Annotated in this window: 15 protein-coding genes; 12 read left to right on the forward strand and 3 right to left on the reverse strand. The window is 63.8% G+C overall.

The annotated features are described in order from the left end of the window. Position 1: 1 nt before the first annotated feature. From ACZ5M6_RS08405 to ACZ5M6_RS08435, 7 genes are all read left to right on the forward strand, one after another. Positions 2–457, forward strand: a complete 456-nt coding sequence (locus tag ACZ5M6_RS08405; protein ID WP_211306070.1) for a VOC family protein — start codon at positions 2–4, stop codon at positions 455–457. Then, complete coding sequence (locus ACZ5M6_RS08410) at positions 457–1,563, forward strand: NADH:flavin oxidoreductase/NADH oxidase (RefSeq protein ID WP_464158121.1); 1,107 nt, start codon at positions 457–459, stop codon at positions 1,561–1,563. Before ACZ5M6_RS08405 ends, ACZ5M6_RS08410 begins: the two co-directional genes overlap by 1 nt. Then, positions 1,560–2,711: an L-dopachrome tautomerase-related protein gene (locus ACZ5M6_RS08415; protein ID WP_464158123.1), complete on the forward strand. Its 1,152-nt coding sequence runs from the start codon at positions 1,560–1,562 to the stop codon at positions 2,709–2,711. The genes ACZ5M6_RS08410 and ACZ5M6_RS08415 overlap by 4 nt, the downstream gene beginning before the upstream one ends. A gap of 76 nt (positions 2,712–2,787) precedes the next feature. Continuing rightward, positions 2,788–3,528 (forward strand): SDR family oxidoreductase, encoded by a 741-nt coding sequence (locus ACZ5M6_RS08420; protein ID WP_066551102.1) that lies wholly within the window; start codon positions 2,788–2,790, stop codon positions 3,526–3,528. 111 nt (positions 3,529–3,639) lie between these two features. Beyond that, on the forward strand, positions 3,640–3,933 hold the full coding sequence (locus ACZ5M6_RS08425) for a putative quinol monooxygenase (RefSeq protein WP_066551104.1): 294 nt from the start codon (positions 3,640–3,642) through the stop codon (positions 3,931–3,933). Between the two features lie 458 nt (positions 3,934–4,391). Beyond that, on the forward strand, positions 4,392–5,531 hold the full coding sequence (locus tag ACZ5M6_RS08430) for a glutathione-independent formaldehyde dehydrogenase (protein ID WP_464158128.1): 1,140 nt from the start codon (positions 4,392–4,394) through the stop codon (positions 5,529–5,531). A gap of 31 nt (positions 5,532–5,562) precedes the next feature. After that, positions 5,563–6,132, forward strand: coding sequence for a type 1 glutamine amidotransferase domain-containing protein (locus ACZ5M6_RS08435; protein ID WP_072493507.1), 570 nt, complete (start codon positions 5,563–5,565; stop codon positions 6,130–6,132). Between the two features lie 254 nt (positions 6,133–6,386). On the opposite strand, the gene ACZ5M6_RS08440 is transcribed toward ACZ5M6_RS08435, so the two are convergent. After that, positions 6,387–9,047 carry an excinuclease ABC subunit UvrA gene (locus tag ACZ5M6_RS08440; RefSeq protein WP_269465529.1) on the reverse strand — a complete coding sequence of 887 codons (2,661 nt, stop codon included), beginning with the start codon at positions 9,045–9,047 and terminating at the stop codon, positions 6,387–6,389. A 382-nt stretch (positions 9,048–9,429) separates the two neighbouring features. Then, positions 9,430–9,564 carry a hypothetical protein gene (locus ACZ5M6_RS08445; RefSeq protein WP_439897218.1) on the reverse strand — a complete coding sequence of 45 codons (135 nt, stop codon included), beginning with the start codon at positions 9,562–9,564 and terminating at the stop codon, positions 9,430–9,432. Positions 9,565–10,469: 905 nt separating this feature from the next. On the opposite strand from ACZ5M6_RS08445, the gene ACZ5M6_RS08450 reads away from it, so the two are divergent. The 5 genes from ACZ5M6_RS08450 to ACZ5M6_RS08470 all read left to right on the forward strand — a co-directional run bounded on the left by ACZ5M6_RS08450 (position 10,470) and on the right by ACZ5M6_RS08470 (position 17,631). Next, positions 10,470–11,015, forward strand: a complete 546-nt coding sequence (locus tag ACZ5M6_RS08450) for an RNA polymerase sigma factor (protein WP_464158134.1) — start codon at positions 10,470–10,472, stop codon at positions 11,013–11,015. After that, a complete protein-coding gene (locus ACZ5M6_RS08455; RefSeq protein WP_464158136.1) occupies positions 10,993–11,937 on the forward strand; it encodes a FecR family protein in 945 nt (314 codons plus the stop codon). The genes ACZ5M6_RS08450 and ACZ5M6_RS08455 overlap by 23 nt, the downstream gene beginning before the upstream one ends. Before the next feature lie 95 nt (positions 11,938–12,032). Continuing rightward, on the forward strand, positions 12,033–15,323 hold the full coding sequence (locus ACZ5M6_RS08460; RefSeq protein WP_464158138.1) for a TonB-dependent receptor: 3,291 nt from the start codon (positions 12,033–12,035) through the stop codon (positions 15,321–15,323). A gap of 53 nt (positions 15,324–15,376) precedes the next feature. Continuing rightward, a complete protein-coding gene (locus ACZ5M6_RS08465) occupies positions 15,377–16,669 on the forward strand; it encodes a dicarboxylate/amino acid:cation symporter (protein ID WP_464158140.1) in 1,293 nt (430 codons plus the stop codon). Continuing rightward, the gene (locus ACZ5M6_RS08470; protein ID WP_348683445.1) at positions 16,666–17,631 is read left to right on the forward strand and encodes a dienelactone hydrolase family protein; all 966 of its coding nucleotides are present in this window, start codon (positions 16,666–16,668) and stop codon (positions 17,629–17,631) included. Before ACZ5M6_RS08465 ends, ACZ5M6_RS08470 begins: the two co-directional genes overlap by 4 nt. Positions 17,632–17,685: 54 nt before the next feature. Here ACZ5M6_RS08470 and ACZ5M6_RS08475 read toward each other — a convergent pair whose 3' ends face one another. Continuing rightward, positions 17,686–20,262 (reverse strand): M14 family metallopeptidase, encoded by a 2,577-nt coding sequence (locus tag ACZ5M6_RS08475; RefSeq protein WP_464158143.1) that lies wholly within the window; start codon positions 20,260–20,262, stop codon positions 17,686–17,688. Positions 20,263–20,539 lie beyond the last annotated feature (277 nt).

The following is a 20,539-nucleotide window of genomic DNA, read 5'->3' on the forward strand; positions in this document are numbered from 1 at the left end:
CATGCGGTATCTCCACACCATGCTGCGCGTCGCCGATCCCGAGGCGGCGGTCCGGTTCTTCACGCTGCTGGGTCTCAGGGAGACCCGGCGCATGGAGAACCAGGCCGGGCGTTACACGCTGATCTACCTTGCCGCCGACGAGGATTTCCGCGGCGACGGCGAGCAGGGCGATGCCGAGGTCGAGCTGACGTACAACTGGCCGCCCGAGGATGGCAGCGCTTCCGAGAAATACACGGGCGGCCGAAACTTCGGCCATCTCGCCTACGGGGTCGACGACATCTACGAAACGTGCGCGCGGCTGCAGGCGGGCGGCGTGACGATCAATCGCCCCCCGCGTGACGGATACATGGCGTTCGTCCGCTCGCCGGACGGGATCTCGATCGAACTGCTGCAGAAGGGCGAACACAAGGCTCCGGCCGAACCCTGGGCCTCCATGCCCAACACGGGCGAATGGTGATGGCGAAATTGTTCGAACCGATTGAGGTTGGCGGGCTGCGGCTCGCCAACCGCATCGTCATCGCGCCGATGTGCCAGTATTCGGCAGTCGACGGCGCGATGACCGACTGGCACCAGATGCATCTCGGCCAGTTGGCGCTCTCGGGCGCGGGCGCGCTGACGATAGAGGCGACCGCGGTCAGCCCGGAAGGGCGCATCACCTACGGTGACGTCGGCCTGTACGATGACCGTACCGAAGCGGCGATGCGAAGCGTGCTCGAAAGTGTGCGCCGTTGGTCGGACATGCCGCTGATCATCCAGCTGGCCCATGCCGGCCGCAAGGCGAGCTGCGCCAAGCCGTGGCAAGGCGGAACGCAGATCGCCCCCGATGCGGAGAATGGCTGGCAGACCGTGGCACCCAGCGCCATTCCCTTCGCTCCGGACGACAATCCCCCTGTCGAACTGGACAAGTCAGGGCTTGCCCGCATCCGGGAGGCGTTCGCGGATGCCGCCCGGCGCGCCGGCAGGCTCGGCATCGAAGCCATCCAGATCCACGTCGCGCATGGCTATCTGCTCCACGAGTTTCTTTCGCCGATCTCCAACCGGCGCGGCGACGAATACGGCGGCAGCCTCGACAACCGGATGCGGTTCCCGCTCGAAGTGTTCGATGACGTGCGCGAAGCGTTTCCGGCCGACCGCCCGGTGACCGTCCGCGTTTCTGGGACCGACTGGGTTGAAGGCGGCTGGACAGCGGAGGAAACCGCATTGTTTGCACAGGAGCTGGAGCGGCGCGGTTGTTCGGCAATCCACGTCTCCGGCGGCGGCCTCGACCCGCGCCAGCAGATCCCTGTCGGTCCCGGCTATCAGGTGCCGCTGGCGCGGACGGTCAAGGACGCGGTCGCCATGCCTGTCGTGGCGGTCGGAATGATCACCGATCCGCACCAGGCGGAGCGCATCCTCGAAGACGGGCATGCCGACGCCATAGCGATAGCCCGCGCTGCGCTGTGGGATCCGCGTTGGCCCTGGCACGCCGCCGCCGCGCTTGGTGCATCGGTCAAGGCACCCCCGCAATATCTCCGGTCCGAGCCCCACGAAGCGGGCCGCATCCTCGAGGAAATGACCCTATGAAAACCTCCGTCAAACTGCTTCTTGCCGCTGGCGCTGCCCTCTCGCTTGCCGCCTGCTCGACGACCCGCGAGGGTGCATCCGCGCCCCAGATCGAACAGGTCGCGACCTTCGATGGCGCGATGCCGACTGGCGTGACCGTCGCCCCCAACGGGCGCATCTTCGTCAACTTCCCGCAATGGGGCGACAACGCGCCGTTCACGGTTGCCGAGCTGGTCGACGGCAAGGCGGTGCCTTATCCCGACGCCGCGACCAACCAGCCCGATCCGGCCGACCCGGCTGGGCATTTCATCTCGGTGCAGAGCGTGGTGGCCGACGGCGCCAATCGCCTCTGGGTGCTCGACACGGCGGCGCCCAAATTCTCTCAACCACAGGCCGGCGGTGCAAAGCTGGTGGCAATCGACCTTGCGACCGACCGGGTGGTGAAGACGATCGTCCTGCCGCCCAGCGTGGTGCTGCCCACGACCTACCTCAACGACGTGCGCTTCGATCTGCGTCAGGGTGCCGAGGGCGTCGCCTACATCACCGACAGCAGCAACGAGGGGATCGGCGGCATCATCGTCGTCGATATCGCAAGCGGGCGGGCGATCCGGCGCCTGTCGAACCATGCGACGACCAACCCCGAGCCCGGCTTCACCCCGGTTGTCGATGGCGCGGTGCTCATGAACCGCCCGGCTGACGGCCCCGCGACGCCGGTCACGATCGCAAGCGACGCGATTGCGCTCAGCGCCGACGGCAGCCTGCTGTATTACGGTCCACTGTCGGGCCGCACGCTGCACGCGGTGCCCACGGCAATGCTGCGCGATCCCGCGGTGTCCGAGGAGGCATTGGGCCGCGCGGTCCGCAGCCTGGGGCGCAAAGGCGCCTCGGACGGGATAGCCGAGGATGACAAGGGCCGCGTGTTCGCCGGCGATTACGAGAACAACGCGATCCGCGTGCTCGACCAGGGCAGCTGGACGACGGTGGTCAGCAACCCGCGCATCAGCTGGCCCGACACGCTGTCGATCGGCACCGACGGCTACCTCTACTTCACCGCCAACCAGCTTCACCGCCAGCCAGGCTTCCACGACGGGCGGGACTTGCGCCGCAAGCCCTACGAGCTGCTCCGCATCAAGGTGGGCGCGGCTCCCGTCCTGTTGCGCTCGCGGTGACCCCATCAGGCCGGGCGGGCTCGCGCGGGGCCGCGATCCGGCGAAAAATCAACAACTGACTTGAAGGAATACAGTCATGACCAAGGGTATCGAAGGCAAGGTCGTTCTCATAACCGGCGGCAGCAGCGGCATCGGCGCGGAAACTGCGCGTCTTCTCGCGGAACGCGGCGCCAAGGTGGCCATCGCCGCGCGGCGCAAGGACAGGCTCGACGAGGTCGTCGCGGACATCGCCGCAGTTGGCGGAACGGCACGTAGCTACGCGCTGGACGTGACCGACAAATCGGCGGTCCAGTCCGTCGTCGCCTCAATCATTGCCGACTTTGGCCGCCTCGACGTGCTGATCAACAACGCCGGGCTGATGCCGATCCGTCCGATGGCCGAGGTCAACACCGACGAGTGGGACCAGATGATCGACGTCAATCTGAAGGGTACGCTCTACGGCATCGCGGCGGCCCTTCCCGGCTTTCTCGAGCAGGGCAGCGGCCACATCATCAACCTGAGCTCGGTTGCGGGCATCAAGGTCTTCGCACCAGGCGGCACTGTCTACTCCGGCACCAAGTTCGCCGTCAGCGCGATCAGCGAGGGCTTGCGCCACGAGGTGGGGGAAAAGGTCCGGGTTACGTCAATCGAGCCTGGAGCTGTCGAAAGCGATTTGAAATTCACGACCTCTGGCGCGGCTGCCGAGACGGTGCTGGACTTCTACAAGCAGGCCATCCCGGCGGCATCGGTGGCGCGTGCTATCGCGTTCGCTGTCGAACAACCTGATGACGTCGACGTCAACGCGATTGTCATCCGTCCGACCGCACAGCAGTTCTGATTGCAATGAGGAGGCGGGGCCGCGTGTGCTCCGCCTCATGGGGAACGTATCGGCCCGCTCGTCCGTTGCTTTGCCGAATAATATGTGTCCGTTTCACTTGAGGAGTCATTTATGCCCAAACTTGCCCTGTATGTACCGCTGAAGGCCAAGCCCGGAAAAGAGCGCGATGTCGCCGATTTCCTGACCTCGGCATTGCCGCTCGTTCAAGCTGAGGCGGGCACTCTGACCTGGTATGCGATCGAGGAAGGTCCCGGTGCGTACGCGATCTTCGATACGTTCGACACAGAGGAGGATCGGCAGGCCCATCTTGACGGCAAGGTTGCCGCCGCACTGATGGAGAAGGCAGAAGAACTGTTCTCTGAACCGCCGCAGATTCACAAGTTCACCCTACTGGCCGCGAAATAGCGGAGCGGTCGGCACCCTAAGCTGCCGTCTGACTGCAGGGTAAGGCTCGTGTCTCTATCCGGAATGGATGGCCCGGTCGGATCGGGAAATGAATAAATGAATACGACAGGTCATCCGCGAAAGTGGATGGCCTTGTCTTTTGCGATTATCACACTTCTGAATTTACTGATAAGGTGCCGTTGATGTGTCCCGACGTAAGGGCGCCATTAGTTCGCGGGAGATTCTTGAGCACATCAATTCGGCGCGTTATTCGGCCGTTCTGGCCCAGTCATTCAGAAAACCGCCGTGAATTGATCCCAGGACGGCCCTACGGGAAGGAACCTCTCAGGTAGCGAAAGGTTCAGGAAACTGAGATCACTTGGAAGGGTGCGATGTCCTCCGCCGTTGCGATGGACCGGATCATCGCCAAGCTCTCGATTTGATGACTCGTTGAAAAGAGCTGCGAAAGGAAAAGATCCGTGAAAGCTGTCGTGTACAACGGGCCCAAAGATGTTTCTGTCAATACCATCGACGATCCCAAGATCGAAAAGCAGACCGATGTTATCATCCGGCTGACCACGACCAATATCTGCGGGTCGGACCTTCACATGTATGAAGGCCGTACCAGCTTCGAGAAGGGCAAGGTCTTCGGCCACGAAAACCTTGGCGAGGTCATCGAAGTCGGCTCTGCCGTAGATCGCATCAAGAAGGGCGATCGCGTGTGCATGCCGTTCAACGTCGGTTGCGGTTTCTGCGAAAATTGCGAACGCGGGTTGACGGGTTTTTGCCTCACGACCAACCCTGGAACCGCTGGCGCAGCGTATGGCTTTGCCGAGATGGGTCCGTGGCAAGGTGGTCAGGCCGAGTTTATGCGCGTTCCTTATGCGGACTTCAATTGTCTGAAGCTGCCTGAGGACGCTGAGGAGAAGGAGGATGACTATGTCATGCTCTCCGACATCTTCCCGACGGGTTGGCATGGCGTCGAACTGTCAGGTTTCCTGCCTGGCGAAAGCATCGCGATCTACGGCGCCGGTCCGGTCGGTTTAATGGCCGCGCACTCAGCCGAAATCCGCGGCGCCTCTCAGATCTTCGTGGTCGATTCTCACGATGACCGCCTGAAACTGGCCGAGGCCATGGGCGCCATTCCGATCGACATGCGCAAGGGCGATCCCGCCCAGCAGATCCTTGACGCGACCGGCGGCCTCGGGACCGACCGGGGGGTTGAGGCGGTCGGGTATCAGTGTTGCGATCGCCACGGCAAGGAGCGCAGCAATTACACGATGAACTGCCTCGTCAAAAGCACGAAGGCCACCGGCGGAATCGGCGTCGTCGGCGTGTTCATTCCGGAAGACCCGAACGCGCCCGACGATCTCCAGAAGGAAGGCAAGATGGCGTTCGACTTCGGCAACTTCTGGTTCAAGGGCCAGAAGATCGGCGCCGGCCAGTGCAATGTAAAGCACTACAACCGGCGACTGATGAAGCTTATCGAGCAAGACCGGGCCAATCCTGCCCAAATCATCTCGCACCGACTGCCGCTTGATCAGGCACCAGACGCCTACAAGCATTTCGACGAGCGCGATGCTGGTTGGACGAAGGTCGTGCTCAAGCCGGGCGCCTGACCTTAGTTTTCGACGGAATAGGAAATAAATTATGACTTTGGAAGGCAAATCAGTTGCCATTCTGATCGCACCCCGCGGGACGGAAGAACCAGAATTCTCGAAGCCCAAGCAAGCTGTCGAGGACGCTGGTGGCAAAGTGACCGTGGTCAGTTTTGAGCCGGGCAAGGCTCGCACAGTCAATAGCGATCTTGACGAGGGCGGCAGCTATACTATCGACAAGACGTTTTCCGAGGTCAAAGCCGACGATTTCGACGGACTTGTTGTGCCCGGAGGGACTGTCGGTGCCGACAAGCTGCGCGGCAGCGTCGAGGCAATTGGTTTCATCCGGGCTTTCTTCGATCAGAAAAAACCTGTTGCGGCTATATGCCATGCACCCTGGACATTGATCGAGGCGGGCGTGCTTAAGGGTCGCACCTTGACGTCCTACCCGACGCTGAAGGTCGATATCGAGAACGCCGGCGGTGCATGGACCAATGAGGAAGTCGTGGTCGACAACGGCCTTGTTACCAGCCGCGATCCCAATGATTTGCCCGCCTTCTGTGCCAAACTCGTTGAGGAGATCGCAGAAGGTGTGGGCGCGGCGCTCGCAGCAGGGAATTAAGACGGGGCGTTTCGACGAACCATGTGAGGGCCCTCTCCTTGGAGAAGGTCCGCACAAAGCAAGCGTGGCGGATGGCCAGCGATGGCCGTCCGCCACGCCGCGTATCGCACGAACACGGCACACCTGACGGGCACTCAAACCCTAAGCCGCGTCAACCGCGGTGACACATCGCCGGCTCCCGCTTCCAGATTCGACCCATTCCAACGTGTGGTTGAGATGCACCTGATCGAACGTGCATTCCGCCAGATTTACGACTACAGCGCCGCCTTGAGATAGCGGGCGGTGAGACTGCCTTCCGCTTCCGCAACGACGCCAGGGACGCCGCTGGCAACGATACGGCCCCCATCTTCCCCGGCCCCCGGTCCCAGGTCGATGATCCAGTCCGCCTGTGTGATGGCGCGCATGTCATGTTCGACGACTACGACGGTATTGCCGGCGTCTACGAGGCCCTGCAGGTGTTGCATGAGCCGGTCGCCATCGGAGGGGTGAAGCCCCGAAGTTGGCTCGTCGAGGATGTAGATCGTGTTGCCGCGTTGAGCGCGTTGCAGTTCAGTCGCCAGCTTGATGCGCTGCGCCTCCCCGCCAGACAGCTCGGTCGCCGGCTGACCGAGCCTCAGATAGCCAAGACCGATCTCCCGCAACACGTCGAGGGAGCGCATCACAGATGCCTCGCCAGCGAAGAAATCGCACGCATCGTCGACCGTCAGTTCGAGCACCTGGGCGATATTGCGCCCGTTCCATTCGACTTCGAGCGTTTGCGGGTTGTAGCGAGAGCCATGACAGGTCGAGCAGGGGGCAAAAACGCTCGGCAGGAACAGCAGCTCCACCATGACGTATCCCTCGCCCTCGCACACAGGGCAGCGGCCTTGCGCGACGTTGAACGAGAACCTTCCCGGGCTGTAGTGCCGCCGGCGGGCGAGCGGCGTATCAGCGAATATCCGTCGCACATGGTCGAACATGCCGCTGTAGGTGGATAGGTTCGAGCGCGGCGTGCGGCCGATCGGTTTCTGATCGACCCGGACCAGCCTGCGAACATGCTCCATGCCTGCGACAATGCGTCCTTCAGTGTCGTTCTGCGCAACATCGAGCAGCGGGTCGATATCCTCCTCCTCGGCCACGGGGGAGCCGCCGAGGTGTTCCGTGACGAGCTCGGGCAGCGCCTGACTGACAAGACTGGATTTACCCGATCCCGAAACGCCGGTGACAGCGGTGAAGCAGCCGATGGGAAACTCGACGTCGAGACCATGGAGATTGTTCCGTCTGATCCCTTCCAGGCGTAGCCATGCCTTGGGATCGCGCGGTGTGCGCTCACTGCGGAGCGGCTCTGCGAACAGGTAGCGGCGGGTGATCGAATTCTCGACGTCGGCAAGCCCCTCTATCGGCCCGCTGTAGAGGACTTCGCCGCCCTTTTCCCCGGCTCCTGGCCCGACATCGACGAGCCATTCCGCGCGGCGGATCACGTCGAGATCATGTTCGACGACGAACAGGGAGTTGCCCGCCGCCTTGAGACGCTCGAGGATGGTGAGCAAGGCTTCGCCATCTGCCGGGTGCAACCCTGCCGAAGGCTCGTCAAGCACATAGACCACGCCGAAAAGCTGTGACGACAATTGCGTGGCAAGCCGCAAGCGCTGCAGCTCTCCGGAGGAGAGCGTCGGCGTGCTGCGGTCGAGCGAAATGTAGCCAAGGCCAAGATCGATGAGCGGCTCTAGCCGCTCGATCAATTCGCAGGCAAGGCGTTGGGCGGCGATCCGCTTCTCGTCGGAGAGATTGGGCGTGCGGCGTACGTCGGGCGCGCTCTTGTGCGCCGAGCCGCCCGCCGCAACCCGTTGTTCGACCGCTGCATCGCGGGCCGCTTTTTCCAGAACATGGCCCTTTGAGGGGGCGGAGACCGCCCCATACGCGCCATGCGCGACGGGGATCAGCAAGTCTTTCAGCTTGAGCACCGTCAGGTCGCCGAACTCGGCAATGTCGAGGCCGGCGAATTTGACCGACAGGGCTTCGCGCTTCAGGCGCTTGCCGTCGCAGGTCGGGCAATCGCGGCCGATGATATATTGCGAGACGCGCTTCTTCATCAGCGCGCTTTTCGTGTTGGCGAAGGTCTCCAGCACATAGCGGCGGGCGCCGGTGAAGGTGCCCTGATAGCTCGGTTCCATGCGGCGCTTCAGCGCCACGCGGGTCTGTTCGGGCGTCAGACCCGCATAGACCGGCACCGTCGGCGCCTCTTCAGTGAAGAGGATCCAGTCGCGATCCTTTTTCGGCAGGTCGCGCCACGGCGTATCGACGTCATAGCCGAGTGACACGAGGATATCGCGCAGGTTCTGGCCATGCCATGCCGCCGGCCAGGCGGCGACTGCGCGTTCCCGGATCGTCAGCGTGTCGTCGGGCACCATCGTTTCTTCGGTCGCGTCATAGACGCGCCCGATGCCGTGACAGGTCGGGCAGGCCCCCGCGACCGTGTTGGGGGAGAAATCCTCCGCATAGAGCATCGGCTGATGGCGCGGATATTCGCCGACGCGCGAATAGAGCATCCGCACCAGGCTGGAGAGCGTCGTCACGCTGCCGACCGAGGATCGCGCGTTGGCCGAGCCGCGCTGCTGCTGCAACGCGACCGCAGGCGGCAAACCGTCGATCGCGTCGACCTCCGGCACGCCGGCCTGGTCGATCAGGCGACGGGCATAGGGCGCAACCGATTCCAGATAACGCCGCTGGGCTTCGGCATAAAGGGTGCCGAACGCGAGCGATGACTTGCCCGAGCCCGATATGCCGGTGAACACCACGAAGGCGTCGCGCGGTACATCGACGTCAATATTTTTGAGGTTATTCTGGCGCGCGCCGCGAACCTGCACGCAAGCGGGCGGCCCCGTATGCCCATGATCGGTGGCCGGCGTCGTCGCGTGAATATCCTTGCTCTTCAATTCAGTCTTCCTGCCCTATACGCCCGTGCGGCCCGTGGTTCATCACAGCCGGGTAACAGATGAATGCATTTCCGACTCAATACATCCAACGGCCAGGCTGGCCCGATGTTCGGTACCTTTTAAATATTTTTCCAGCATTAGACCAAAACCATTTTCCCGTTGGGTCGCGCGACGAGGCCAGACACACTCCGCTGGTAAGCGCCTGGGCCAGGCGGCCCTGGTCCGTGCCGCTATCGGCATGTAACGACCGCACTTCGGCGCTTGTTACCGCATCGCGACGCGTTGCCCATTTGCCAGAGCGCGCTTCATCATGGCAGGGGTCGGGACATGATGACGGCCGAGTTGTCGATCCGAGCGCCTCGCGCCGCTTCGGATCGGCGGGTCAGTAGTGAATGACCGTGCGGATCGACTTGCCTTCGTGCATCAGTGCGAAGCCCTCGTTGATCTCCTCCAAACCCATCGTGTGGGTTACGAATGGGGCCAGATCGATATCGCCTCTCATCGCGTCCTCGACCATGCCGTCAACTCCTCGCCCGGTTCCGGTCGGTCGCTTGTGGAGTGGCTACGCAGAAGCCGCTGTGCCGACCTATTCGTGCGAATCCGGCAAACCTCTCGGCTAGCCTGGACCGCAGAATACACTCCATCATGGTGGAGAAGCTCCAAGTTGATACTGATGTCGTTTGGGTCAAAGATGTCGTCGAAGGTCACAACAGACTGCGAAAGGCCTCGACATCACGAAAATTTTATTGATTAGAATTTCACCAATGTTTTCAATACCTCGAGATTTGTTCGGCCTACGGATCGGTTTCCTATCGATGTCGAACAAAAAATCCAAAACATTCAATGTTCTGGTCCGGCTTCAGTAATCGAATGGGAATGAGAGGCGGCGGGCATGCGGGTGCGACCTCTGGCGAAGGTGGGGGTTGCTGACAGGGCGACATTAGCGCTCTGGCTCGGCCAATGCGATCCTGTAGGACTACGGCGGTAGATTTGCAGGACGTATGCTCAGCCTATGCTCTTGAGTTGCGCCAGTTGTTGGCGCTCGATCCGCACTTGCCCACCCGTGCCCAGGTCGAAATCGCTGCGATCGGGACATCCGCCTCAAGCACTTCCGCCGCGTCGCAACCCGCTTCGACAAGCTGGCAAGAGACATCCTCGCCGCCGTCCTGCTGGCCTCGACCCGCCTCTGGCTCAGGGCTTATGAGTCCAGAACCTAGGCGAACGGAGCGTCGACGGTCGTTTTTATCGACCGTCGATGCCGGCTTTGTAACAACTGCGCGACAGCGCCCGAAAAAAGGAGGGCATCCTCCCGGTGCGGGTGATTTCAGAGATCGCGGGCTTGCTGCCTTGTGAAGGCGCGTGCCAGTCTCTGTGGCCATGGGGGTTTCAGAAGACACAGCGCGTTGGCTTGCGCGAAGCGTGATGCCGCATGAGCCTGCGCTGCGCGCATGGTTGCGCCGGGCGGCATCGCCAGCCGACGTTGATGATATCGTGCAGGAAACCTACGCGAAACTGATCGGTGTCGCGGATGTCGGATCCATCCTTAACGTGCGCGCTTATCTTTTTCGCACGGCCCGGTCTGCTGCAGTCGATCGCTTAAGACGGAAGAGCGTGGTGCCGCTCGACGCCGTCGCAGATATTGACAGACTTCAGGTGGCGGCAGATGCGGTGACGCCAGAAGACGAAGTCGCGGGCCGAAACGAACTTCGGCTTCTCGCGAAAATGATTGACCGCCTTCCCGATAAGACACGCCGCATCTTCATTCTCAGTCGGGTCCAAGGACGCTCTCAAAAAGAGATTGCGCGGGAGACGGGATTCCCGGAAAGCACCGTCGAAAAGCACATAGCCAATGCCTTTGTCCTCTTGATGGCCGCATACGCCGATGGAGGATATGATGCTCCAGATGCGTCTAGGTTGCGAAACGTGCGGATCGGACGAAGGGCGGATGGCAGAGACGGAAACGGCTGAAGAGATCGATCGCCGCGCCGCCCTGTGGGCCGCGCGGCTTGATCGTGGGCCGTTTTCACCGGCGCATCAGCGGGAATTCGACGCCTGGGCGGGAGAGGACCCACGTCGCCTGGGCGCGTTCGCCCGCGCCCGCGCCATAGCGGTTCATACCAGACAAGCGGCGGCCTTGGCAGGCGGACCCGTCGTCGAACAACCGATGGTCGCGCGACGCTCTCTGCTGGCGGCGGGCGTCGCTGTGGCGATGTTGAGCGGAACGGGTCTGGCCGCCGCCTACTGGCGGCGGTCTCAACGTCTCGACACGCAGCGCGGCGAGATTCGCTCGGTAACGCTGTATGACGGCAGCGTCGTCACGCTCAACACCCTGTCGCAGGTCAGCGTCCGCTATACGCGATCTGTGCGGGAAGTCGTCCTCATGTACGGCGAAGCCCTGTTCGAGGTGGCCGTCGATCCCGTGCGGCCGTTCGTCATGCGGGCTGCGGGCGCGGTGCTGACCACCTATGACGGCGCATTCCTGCTGAAGCGGCTGAATCAGGCGCCGCTCGAGATCGTCGCCTTGGCGGGATCGGTCCATATGCGGGTCGGGCGGGACAGGGCGCACATCCTGACCGCCAACCAGCTGATCAGCCTGGCCGGCGGCGAAGCGACCAGCCCTCGTTTCGTCGATGCGCCCCAAACCGGGCGGCTTCTCGCCTGGCGTGACGGAAAGATCGAGTTCCACAACGACAGCCTCGAACAGGCGGCCGCCGAGTTCGCGCGTTTCAGCGAAGTTCCGATCCTGCTGGCGGATCGGGACGTGGCCGAAATGAAGATCACCGGCCTGTTCGAAGCGAATGATCCTGCGGCCTTCGCCCGGGCGGCGGCGCGCAGTCTGAACCTCCGCGCGGAAATCAGCTCGACCCGGATTCAGCTTCTTCACGGTTAAATATTTTCCGGACGCTGGAGGATTTCTGTTCCATGAACCGTCTTGTCTATGTCCGGTGCGCCGGGGGAACATAGACAGACGGATCGGGGGATCTCATGGTGTCGTGGAAGAGTTGGCTGGCGGCGGGCGTCGCCGGCGGGGTGCTTGTCGTGGCCGCCCATGGGGCCGCTGCTCAGGTGAGGCAGTTCAATGTGGCGGCCCAGCCGCTGGCGCAAGCCATTCCTGACTTGGCGCGTCAGGCGGGCGTGACGATTTCAGCGCCCACCGGCCACCTCACGGGCCGAGTCGGACCCGCCGTCTCGGGGCAGATGGACGTCGAAGACGCGCTCAGCCGCCTGCTTGACGGCACCGACCTCTACGTCGCCTCGCATGAGGGATCGACCATCATCCTGCAAAAGCGAACGCACGGCGACGGACGCGCAGCCGAGGTCGAAGAGGTCGTGGTCGTCGGTAGCCGGATCAGGGGGACACGCATAAACGAAGCCCTGCCGGTCACCGTCGTCGATCAGTCTGATCTGGATGCGATCGGCGCCGCAGACGGCGACGATCTTTACCGCTCCATCGCACAGATGGGCGACGTCGGTTTCAATGAGGCGGACAGCGACAACGGCGGGATCAACAATGCGCGGGGCGATGTGGCTTCGATCGATCTGCGTTCGATCGGCACGGGCAATACGCTGGTGCTGCTGAACGGCCGGCGATTGGTGCCTCACCCCGGTACGCAGATTGAAGGCTATGTGCCGGTTCAGACGGTCAACACCAACGCCATCCCGACATTCGGCCTGCGTCGGGTCGAGGTTCTCGCGGACGGCGCTGCGGCGCTTTACGGCACCGACGCGGTGGCCGGCGTCGTCAACAACGTCCTGCGCGACAACTTCGAAGGCTTCACGGTCCAGGCCGCCATGGGGCACGACGAAGGGGGAATGGAGGAATATTCCTTCGATTTTCAGGCGGGCAAGGACTTCAACAACGGCAAGACCAACGTCTCAATCATGGGCGGCTACCTGACCCGGGATCCGCTCTACATCTGGGAACGCGACTATGCGACGGTCGCGGGACGGGTGGCCGCCTTCAACGGCCGCGCCTCTGGCCTCGACTATGGGACCTACAGCACGATCACGGCCTGGGCTGAGGGCATCAAGCTGGATCCGACGACCTACAAGAACGCGGGAACCACCACGCGCGTCAACGGAACGACCCTGACATCTACCGCCGGCACCTTCCACGTTCAGCCCAGCACCAACGCCGGCTGCATCGCCGGCGCCTATACGACGGGGACCTGTTTCGACAACTCAACCCTGTCGACGACGAGCGAGGACAACAATCTCCGATATGATCTGGACTCTATGCGGACCATCAGTTCGGCGGTGGACCGCGCCAATCTGTTCACCTTCATCAACCACGAGTTCGATAACGGCGTCGAGTTCTTCGGAGAGCTGAGCTACTACTGGGGCGAGACTTGGTCGCAGCGCCAGCAGGACACGCCGCTGGACACGCAGCGCGTCCTCATGTCGCCGACCGCCTACTGGAATCCTTTCGGCGCCACGGGCGTGACGGCTCGGCTGAGCGGATTGTCCGGGGTGCCGACAACGGGTTCAGCGATCCAAATTCAGGACTACCGTTTCGCCGATCTCGGCTATCGGGAGGTCGAGGTCGAAAACGTCACCACCCGATATCTGGGCGGTCTGCGCGGCGAACGCTTCGGCTTCGATTGGGAAAGCGCCTTGCTCTACAGCAAGGCCGAAACGACCGACGAAATGGACGGGGTCAGCATGACCTTGCTCCAGGACGCGATCAATAGGACGACGCCTGACGCCTATAATCCCTTTGTGGGCGGCGATCTGAACAGTCCCCGGAACGGCGCGACGGGTTTGAATAACCAGGAGACGATCGACAGTTTCATGGTCAAGGTCTACCGCTATGCCGAGACCGAGCTCATGCAGTGGGACTTCAAGGTCTCCAAGGGCGACTTCTATCCGGTGCCGGCTGGAAATGTGGGCCTGGCGGCGGGGGTAGAAGCGCGTCGCGAAACCTTCGCTGAAGATCGCGACCCGCGTCTGGACGGAACGATCACCTTTACGGACCTGGCAGGCGTCGTATCCCAGAGCGACGTGATGGGCGTGTCCTACACCCCGGACAGCTCGGGCGCCCGCAACGTCTACTCGGCCTTCCTCGAACTGGCCGTACCGGTCGTTTCGCCCGAGATGAACATCCCGCTGGTGCAGTCGATCGACCTCCAGATTGCGGGTCGCGTGGAGAACTACACCCTGTTCGGAACGGTCGGGGCCCCGAAGATCGCGCTGGCCTATCGCCCGACGCCTTGGCTGATGTTCCGCAGCGCCTGGTCGGAAGGCTTCCGGGCGCCCAACCTGCTGCAACTCCACCAGCCGGATTTCGAACGCTCCAACAGCCGGCGTGATTACGCCGCCTGTGCGGTGCAACTCGCTATCGGCGCAATCCCGACGCTGACGACCAGCAACGACTACTGCACCAGCGAAGATCGGATCGAAAAACGGTCGGGGAACACGGACCTCAAGGCGGAGACCTCCGAGAACCTCAGCCTGGGCCTGGTGTTCGAACCCGAACTCTGGTCCGACCGGTTCGGCGACCTGACGCTGACCGTCGATTACTGGAAGATCCGGCAGGAGGATCTGGTCGGAATTTTCGGCGGTACGAACCAACTGATCAGGGACTACTACCTGCGTCAGATCGGTAGTTCGAACCCCAATGTGGTTCGCGATACGCCCAACGCCCAGCAGATCGCCGATGCGGCCGCAGCGGGCCTCGCGCCCGTCGGCGACCTCTTGTACATCACCGACGAGTACATGAACCTGCAGCCGCGCGAGTCTGAAGGCCTCGATTTCCGCCTCTTCTACACGCTGCGCGACACCCCGGTCGGCGACTGGCGGCTCAGCCTCAACGCCAGCCAGAAGCTGAAACTGTATCAGGAGGCCAGCGAACAGCATCAAATCCTGCTGGACGCCCTGGCCGACGGCACGATCGCGGGCGTGACGGTCGGCGGCGTGGAAGACCTGATCGGACAGAACGGCCGGCCGGAATGGAAGTTCACCGCGTCCCTGACGTGGGACCTGGGGCAGTGGACCTCAGGCTGGTACACCAGCTACGTCTCCGACTTCGTCGACACCAGCGCCACCTATGTGGATACCGACGACTATTGGGTGGTGGACGAGTGGCTGACCCACAACCTCTATGTCCAATACGAATTCGACAAGGGCGGCCCGCTGGACGGCGCCCGGGTCCGGATCGGCGCGCGCAATCTGTTCGACGAGGACCCGCCGCTGGCCGACGACCGGTTCGGCTACAACGGCAGCGTCCATTCCAACCGCGGCCGCTGGTGGTACGCCAGCATCCGCAAGTCCTTCTAATGGCGACGCCCGGGCGAGGCTGAGGCCTCGTCCGGGCCTCTCTGGAAATCGACATGTCCTCCCTTGCGCCTTCGGCGGGCTTGGCCCGACCGGTGCGGATCGTCACGCGCCTATGGTTCGCCACGCCGCTGTGGCGACGGATCCTGCTGGGTCTGGGGCTGGGCGTGCTCGCGGGCCTAGTGCTCGGAGAACGCGCCCAGGATCTGAAATGGATCGGCGACCTCTTCGTTCGGCTGATCCGCATGTTGGTGACCCCGCTGGTGTTCGTGACCGTCGCCGCCGGCGTGTCGGCCATGTCCGACCCGGCGCGTCTCGGAGCGGTCGGTCTCAAGACCATGGTTCTCTACTTCGGCTTGATGCTGGTGGGCGCCGCCGTCGGTCTGGGCCTGGGCGCGCTGATCCAGCCGGGCGCCGACGTCGATCTAGCGGGCGTCGCGCCCGCGCCTCTGGCCGACGCACAGGATCTCGCCGCCGTCCTCGCCGACATTGTGCCTTTGAACCCTATCGCGGCCATGGCCGAGGGCGACATTCTCGCCGTCATCTTCTTCGCCTTGTTGATCGGCGCCGCTCTGTTGGTGACGGGCGAGGACGGACGCCCCTTGCAGAAAGTTCTGGAGTCCGGATCGGCCGTGCTTCTGCGCGTCGTCCAGTTCGTAATGGAGCTGGCGCCGTTCGGCGTCTTCGCCCTCATCGCCTGGGTGATGGGAACCAGCGGGCCGTCGGCCTTCGTCAGCGTCCTGCGGCTGTCTTGCTGTGTTGTTGTCGGCGCGGCGTTTCAGACCTTCATCGTTCACGGCGCCGTACTGCGTCTTCTGGCGCGAACGCCGGCTCTGCCCTTCTATCGCGACATCGTAGACGCGGTGGCGGTGGCCTTTTCGACCTCGTCCAGCGCCGCGACCCTGCCTATGGCGCTGCGGGTGGCCCAGAGAAATCTCGGCGTCAGCCCGGCGATCGCCTCGACGGTCTTGCCGCTCGGAGTGACCCTGAGCATGGACGGCACCGCCCTCTACGTCGGCCTCTTGGCCGCCTTTTCCGCCCAGGTTTTCGGCGTGGCCCTGGGGCCAGCCGACTATCTCGCCATAATGGCGGTCACCGCCATGGTGGCCCTGGGCGCCGCGCCCGTGCCTTCGGCCTCCCTGTTTCTGCTGGCGGCAGTGCTTTCAGTCATCGGTCTGGGGCCGGAGCAGACGGCCTTGATCGTCGGCTTCATCCTGCCCTTCGATCGGCCCCTGGACATGATCCGCACCGTGCCGAACTGCACCAGCGACCTGGCCGTCGCCGTCGCCGTCGCGCGGATGGAGGGCGAACTGGATTTCACAGCCTACAAGGAGAGACCGCTCGAATGACCCGTCCTCAACGCCATCTCTCGGCGCTCCTCGCCGCCCTTCTGGCCGCGGCGCCGGCCGTCCAGGCGCAGGAGCAGCCGCAAGCCCCGCTGAACTCTGATGCAGTTCACCACACGGCGATATCGAACGCCGTCGTCCGGCAGGGCTCGGCCACGGCTGAACAGCGGCTCGGCGAGCGGGTCGTGTTTCGCAGCATGGACGAGCCGCGAACCGAACTGGTCGGCTATCTGTTCCGGCCCGAGGGACCAACGCCCGAATCCGGCGCGCCGGCGGTCGTCCTGCTGCACGGCAGGGGCGGGGTCTATTCGTCCCTGGCCGACGGGGTCTATGAGGCGCGGAACCTGACGCTGCGACTCAAATTCTGGGCCGCGTACTGGACCGACCGGGGGTACTACGCCCTTGTCGTCGACAGTTTCGGGCCGCGAGGCTATCCGACCGGTTTCGCGGCCGGGACCTACAGTTCGCGACCGCCAGAGATCAACGAAGTGACGATCCGCCCCCTGGACGCCTATGGCGCGCTGCGGTTCCTGCGCAGCCTGGAGGGGGTGGCGGATGACCGGATCGGCCTGATGGGCTTCTCCAACGGCGCCAGCACTGTCCTTTCGGCCTTGGCTGACGACAAGCCCGGCGACATGCGGCGGATAGGCTTCCGGGCGGGGCTTGCCCTCTATCCGGGCTGCGGCCTCCAGGGACGGTTCCGGCGGGAGTACAAGGCCTATGCGCCGGTCGAGGTCTTCATGGGAACGGCCGACCAGGAGGTGTCGCCCGAAAGCTGCCGGACCCTAGTTGATCGCGCCCAAGCGGCGGGCGCTTCAGTGAACCTGACCCTCTATCCGGATGCGGCCCACGGATTCGACGATCCCAGCCGCAGCCGCCAGGCGGTCGCCGCCAACGCAGCCGCGACTGAGGATCTTCGCGGCCGCGTCGATCGCTTCTTCGAAGTTCAGCTGGCGCCCCGCTGACTCCAGATCCAGGCGGGCAGGGGCGTCGGCGTCCGGCCGACGCCCCTTTCAGAGTCAGGAGCCCGCCGCTGTCGCCGGGCCGTAGAACAGGGCGTTGAACAACAGCCGCACCGAGGCCCGGGCCTGCGCGCGATTGATTACGTCCGGCCCCAGGATGATCAGCCGACCCTGCCCCATAGGCGCATCGACCACGGCGGCGGCGCCGGCCAGTTTCTCGGGCCCTATGGCCCAGCCGCTCGACACCACAGGGGTCGCTGGGTAACGGGCGGCGATCCGGGCGCCGTCGCGCACGGTGAAGGCCGCGTTTTCGTCGAAGAAGACATCCAGTCGCGCCGGCAGGCCGTAGGCCAGGGGCTCGGCCGGATCGACGTCCATCGCCAGCAAGGCGCCGGGGATGAAGAAGTCGGTGGAGGGCAGGGGCCTGTCCGCGTTCGAGAGCACGTCCTCGATCGGCGCCCCCAGGGCCAGGGCCAGTTTATGGGCCGATCCTGCGGTCACGATCGTGCCCCCGGCCTCGGCGAAGCGGGTCAGTTGCGGCAGGGTCTTCTCTCGCGTCACGGCGCCCAGCCAGGACCGATAGGCTTCGGGAATCGTCTCGGGATCCGGCTGTCCGCGCCCGCTCCCGTTGGGGAAGTCGCCGGGCAGCAGATCAGGCGCGAACACCAGGACGTCGAAATCCCTGTTCAGGTCACCTGCGTCGAGACGCTGGGGGTAAATGACCTCGAAGGGGAACTCGAACTGCTCCAGCAGCCAACGGGTCCAGCCTGCGGACATGGAGCCGCCGTAGCGATCCACCAGACCGATCCGCACCGGCTTCAGCGCCATGGCGTCGCCCGCCGGCGCGCGCGACACCGCTTCGGCGTTCAGGCCCAGCTCGGCGACCGCCTGTTCGACCAGGACGCGCGACGTCTCGCTTTCCGGAATCCACAGGGCGCCGGGCGCCAGGGTGCGCGCGCCGAGACGAACCTCGGTCTTCTGCCAGAACACCGGCTGCCCCGCCTTCAGCAGACGGTTGCTCAGGATGAAGCTGTTGATCGCTGCATGATCGACGACGAAGCCCGCGTCGCCCCGTCCGCGAATCTTACCGGCGGGCACGGCGATCAGGTCCGGCACGCGCTCCAGCGGCGCCTCGAACGGATCGAGAATCCGGTCGAACCTCACCCCCATCTGCAGCGCCAGCGTATAGCCGGTCGCGTCATAGGGCAGGACGGGGGGACCGTCGGGATATCGCAGGTCGTGCGGATGATCCTGCGGTTCGAACATGTCCAGCACATGCGGCCGATAGGCCTGGTTCGTCCGCACGATGAAGGATCCCGCCGGATAGGAGGTTCCGGCGATGGAGAAGGCGCGGGTCGCGCAATCCACGTCCACGCCGGTCTTGATCAGGCTGTTGAGGAAGGCGATCGCCGTCGGCAGATCGGCCTGGTCTGCCGGGATGACATAGGCGCGCGGATCGCGCAGCGCCGGATCACGCAGCACCTTGTCGTAAAGGGCGGGATCGGCGGTGCGGCCGGTCTGGCCCGCAGCCGCCTTCAGGGCGTCGATCCGCGACGGCGTGACGCGCCAGGTGTCGGTCTCGCCCCGCGCGATGGCGTTCGCCCCCATACGCCAGATGTTGAACAACAGCCGGTCGCGATTGCGCGAGGCATAGTCCAGCACCGCCCGATTGATCGACAGCGAATAGTCGATCGACTGCCGGAACCGCCAGGTCTGCGGCGCGATCGGGGCCGGCAGATCGTTCCGCGGCAACTGGTTGTCCGGAACCAGGGCGATGCGGCTCGGCGTCGGGTGCCCGGTGATCTCCGTCAACAGGCCGATGGCGTTATGAAAATAGGTGATCGACCGCTCCATCCCGTTGTTCCAGGTCGAATAGGGGGCGCCGCTGCGCATGGTCGCGCCGGGCTTTCCCTCGGCGACCAGCCGGTTGTGCATGGCGGCGGCGACTTCCGACAGGGTGGTCATCGCCAAGGGGTCGTAGTTGTAGTTGAAGGGATCCCGGAACGGCGGCATGAACACGACCGTCCCGGCCGGCGCCGGCTGATGGTGGTTGTAGACGATCTGAGGGAACCACTCCCGGAACAGCATCCGGTTGACGTTGGTCGTCTCCGTCATCGCCGACAGATAATAGTCGCGATTGTTGTCGTGGCCGACGTAGGCCTGATAGAGGCGCGGCAGGCTGGCAAACTCCCGCTTCTCCGGGTCCTCCTCCCGCATGTACCAGTCCGCCACCAGATCCCAGCCGTCCGGATTCAGTGGCGCGAACAGGATGATGACGTCGTCCAGCACCCGCAGGGCCTCGGGATCCTGAGCCGTCACCCATTCATGGACGGCGGCGATCAGGGCCTGGGGCGGCACGGTCTCGGTCGCATGCAGGCCGCCGTCGATCCAGACCACGGCCTTGCCCTCGGCCGCCAGGGCGCGCGCCTCGGCTTCGTCCACGCCTTCGGCCTTGGCCAGACGGCGGGCGATGTCGCGATAATGATCCAGGCGGGCGATGTTCGCCGGAGACGAGACGGCGGCCACATACTGCGTCCGCCCCTCGGTCGTCTTGCCGACCTCCATCAGCTTCATGCGGTCGGACTGGGCGGCGAGCGTGTGGAGATAGGCTTCGAACTGCCGATAGTTGATCAACTGATAATCGTCGCCGACGTCATGTCCAAACGCCGCATTCGGGGAGGTGATATGGTCCGTGTGAGCGGCTGCTGGTCCCCCAAGCAGCGCGCTCGCGATTACAATCGCCGCCAAAATTCGGTTTAACATCTTCTATCTCCGTTCCCGTCCATTGATTTGGACGCACGGCGACCCGGGTTTCCTCCAACATGGCAACGCAGGCGCTCTAGGAAACGCATCGCACAAACGGGACCATGTCGCGGAGCTTGTCTCCTGGCAGGGCCGTCGGGTTTTCTAG

Source organism: Brevundimonas sp. Br13 (assembly GCF_055391505.1).

Coding starts and splice junctions, on each gene's coding strand:
- ACZ5M6_RS08460 (WP_464158138.1), top strand. CDS start 12,033: ATGGTGTCGTGGAAGAGTTGGCTGGCGGCGGGCGTCGCCGGCGGGGTG.
- ACZ5M6_RS08415 (WP_464158123.1), top strand. CDS start 1,560: ATGAAAACCTCCGTCAAACTGCTTCTTGCCGCTGGCGCTGCCCTCTCG.
- ACZ5M6_RS08455 (WP_464158136.1), top strand. CDS start 10,993: ATGGCAGAGACGGAAACGGCTGAAGAGATCGATCGCCGCGCCGCCCTG.
- ACZ5M6_RS08450 (WP_464158134.1), top strand. CDS start 10,470: ATGCCGCATGAGCCTGCGCTGCGCGCATGGTTGCGCCGGGCGGCATCG.
- ACZ5M6_RS08445 (WP_439897218.1), bottom strand. CDS start 9,564: ATGGTCGAGGACGCGATGAGAGGCGATATCGATCTGGCCCCATTCGTA.
- ACZ5M6_RS08435 (WP_072493507.1), top strand. CDS start 5,563: ATGACTTTGGAAGGCAAATCAGTTGCCATTCTGATCGCACCCCGCGGG.
- ACZ5M6_RS08470 (WP_348683445.1), top strand. CDS start 16,666: ATGACCCGTCCTCAACGCCATCTCTCGGCGCTCCTCGCCGCCCTTCTG.
- ACZ5M6_RS08420 (WP_066551102.1), top strand. CDS start 2,788: ATGACCAAGGGTATCGAAGGCAAGGTCGTTCTCATAACCGGCGGCAGC.
- ACZ5M6_RS08465 (WP_464158140.1), top strand. CDS start 15,377: ATGTCCTCCCTTGCGCCTTCGGCGGGCTTGGCCCGACCGGTGCGGATC.
- ACZ5M6_RS08425 (WP_066551104.1), top strand. CDS start 3,640: ATGCCCAAACTTGCCCTGTATGTACCGCTGAAGGCCAAGCCCGGAAAA.
- ACZ5M6_RS08405 (WP_211306070.1), top strand. CDS start 2: ATGCGGTATCTCCACACCATGCTGCGCGTCGCCGATCCCGAGGCGGCG.
- ACZ5M6_RS08410 (WP_464158121.1), top strand. CDS start 457: ATGGCGAAATTGTTCGAACCGATTGAGGTTGGCGGGCTGCGGCTCGCC.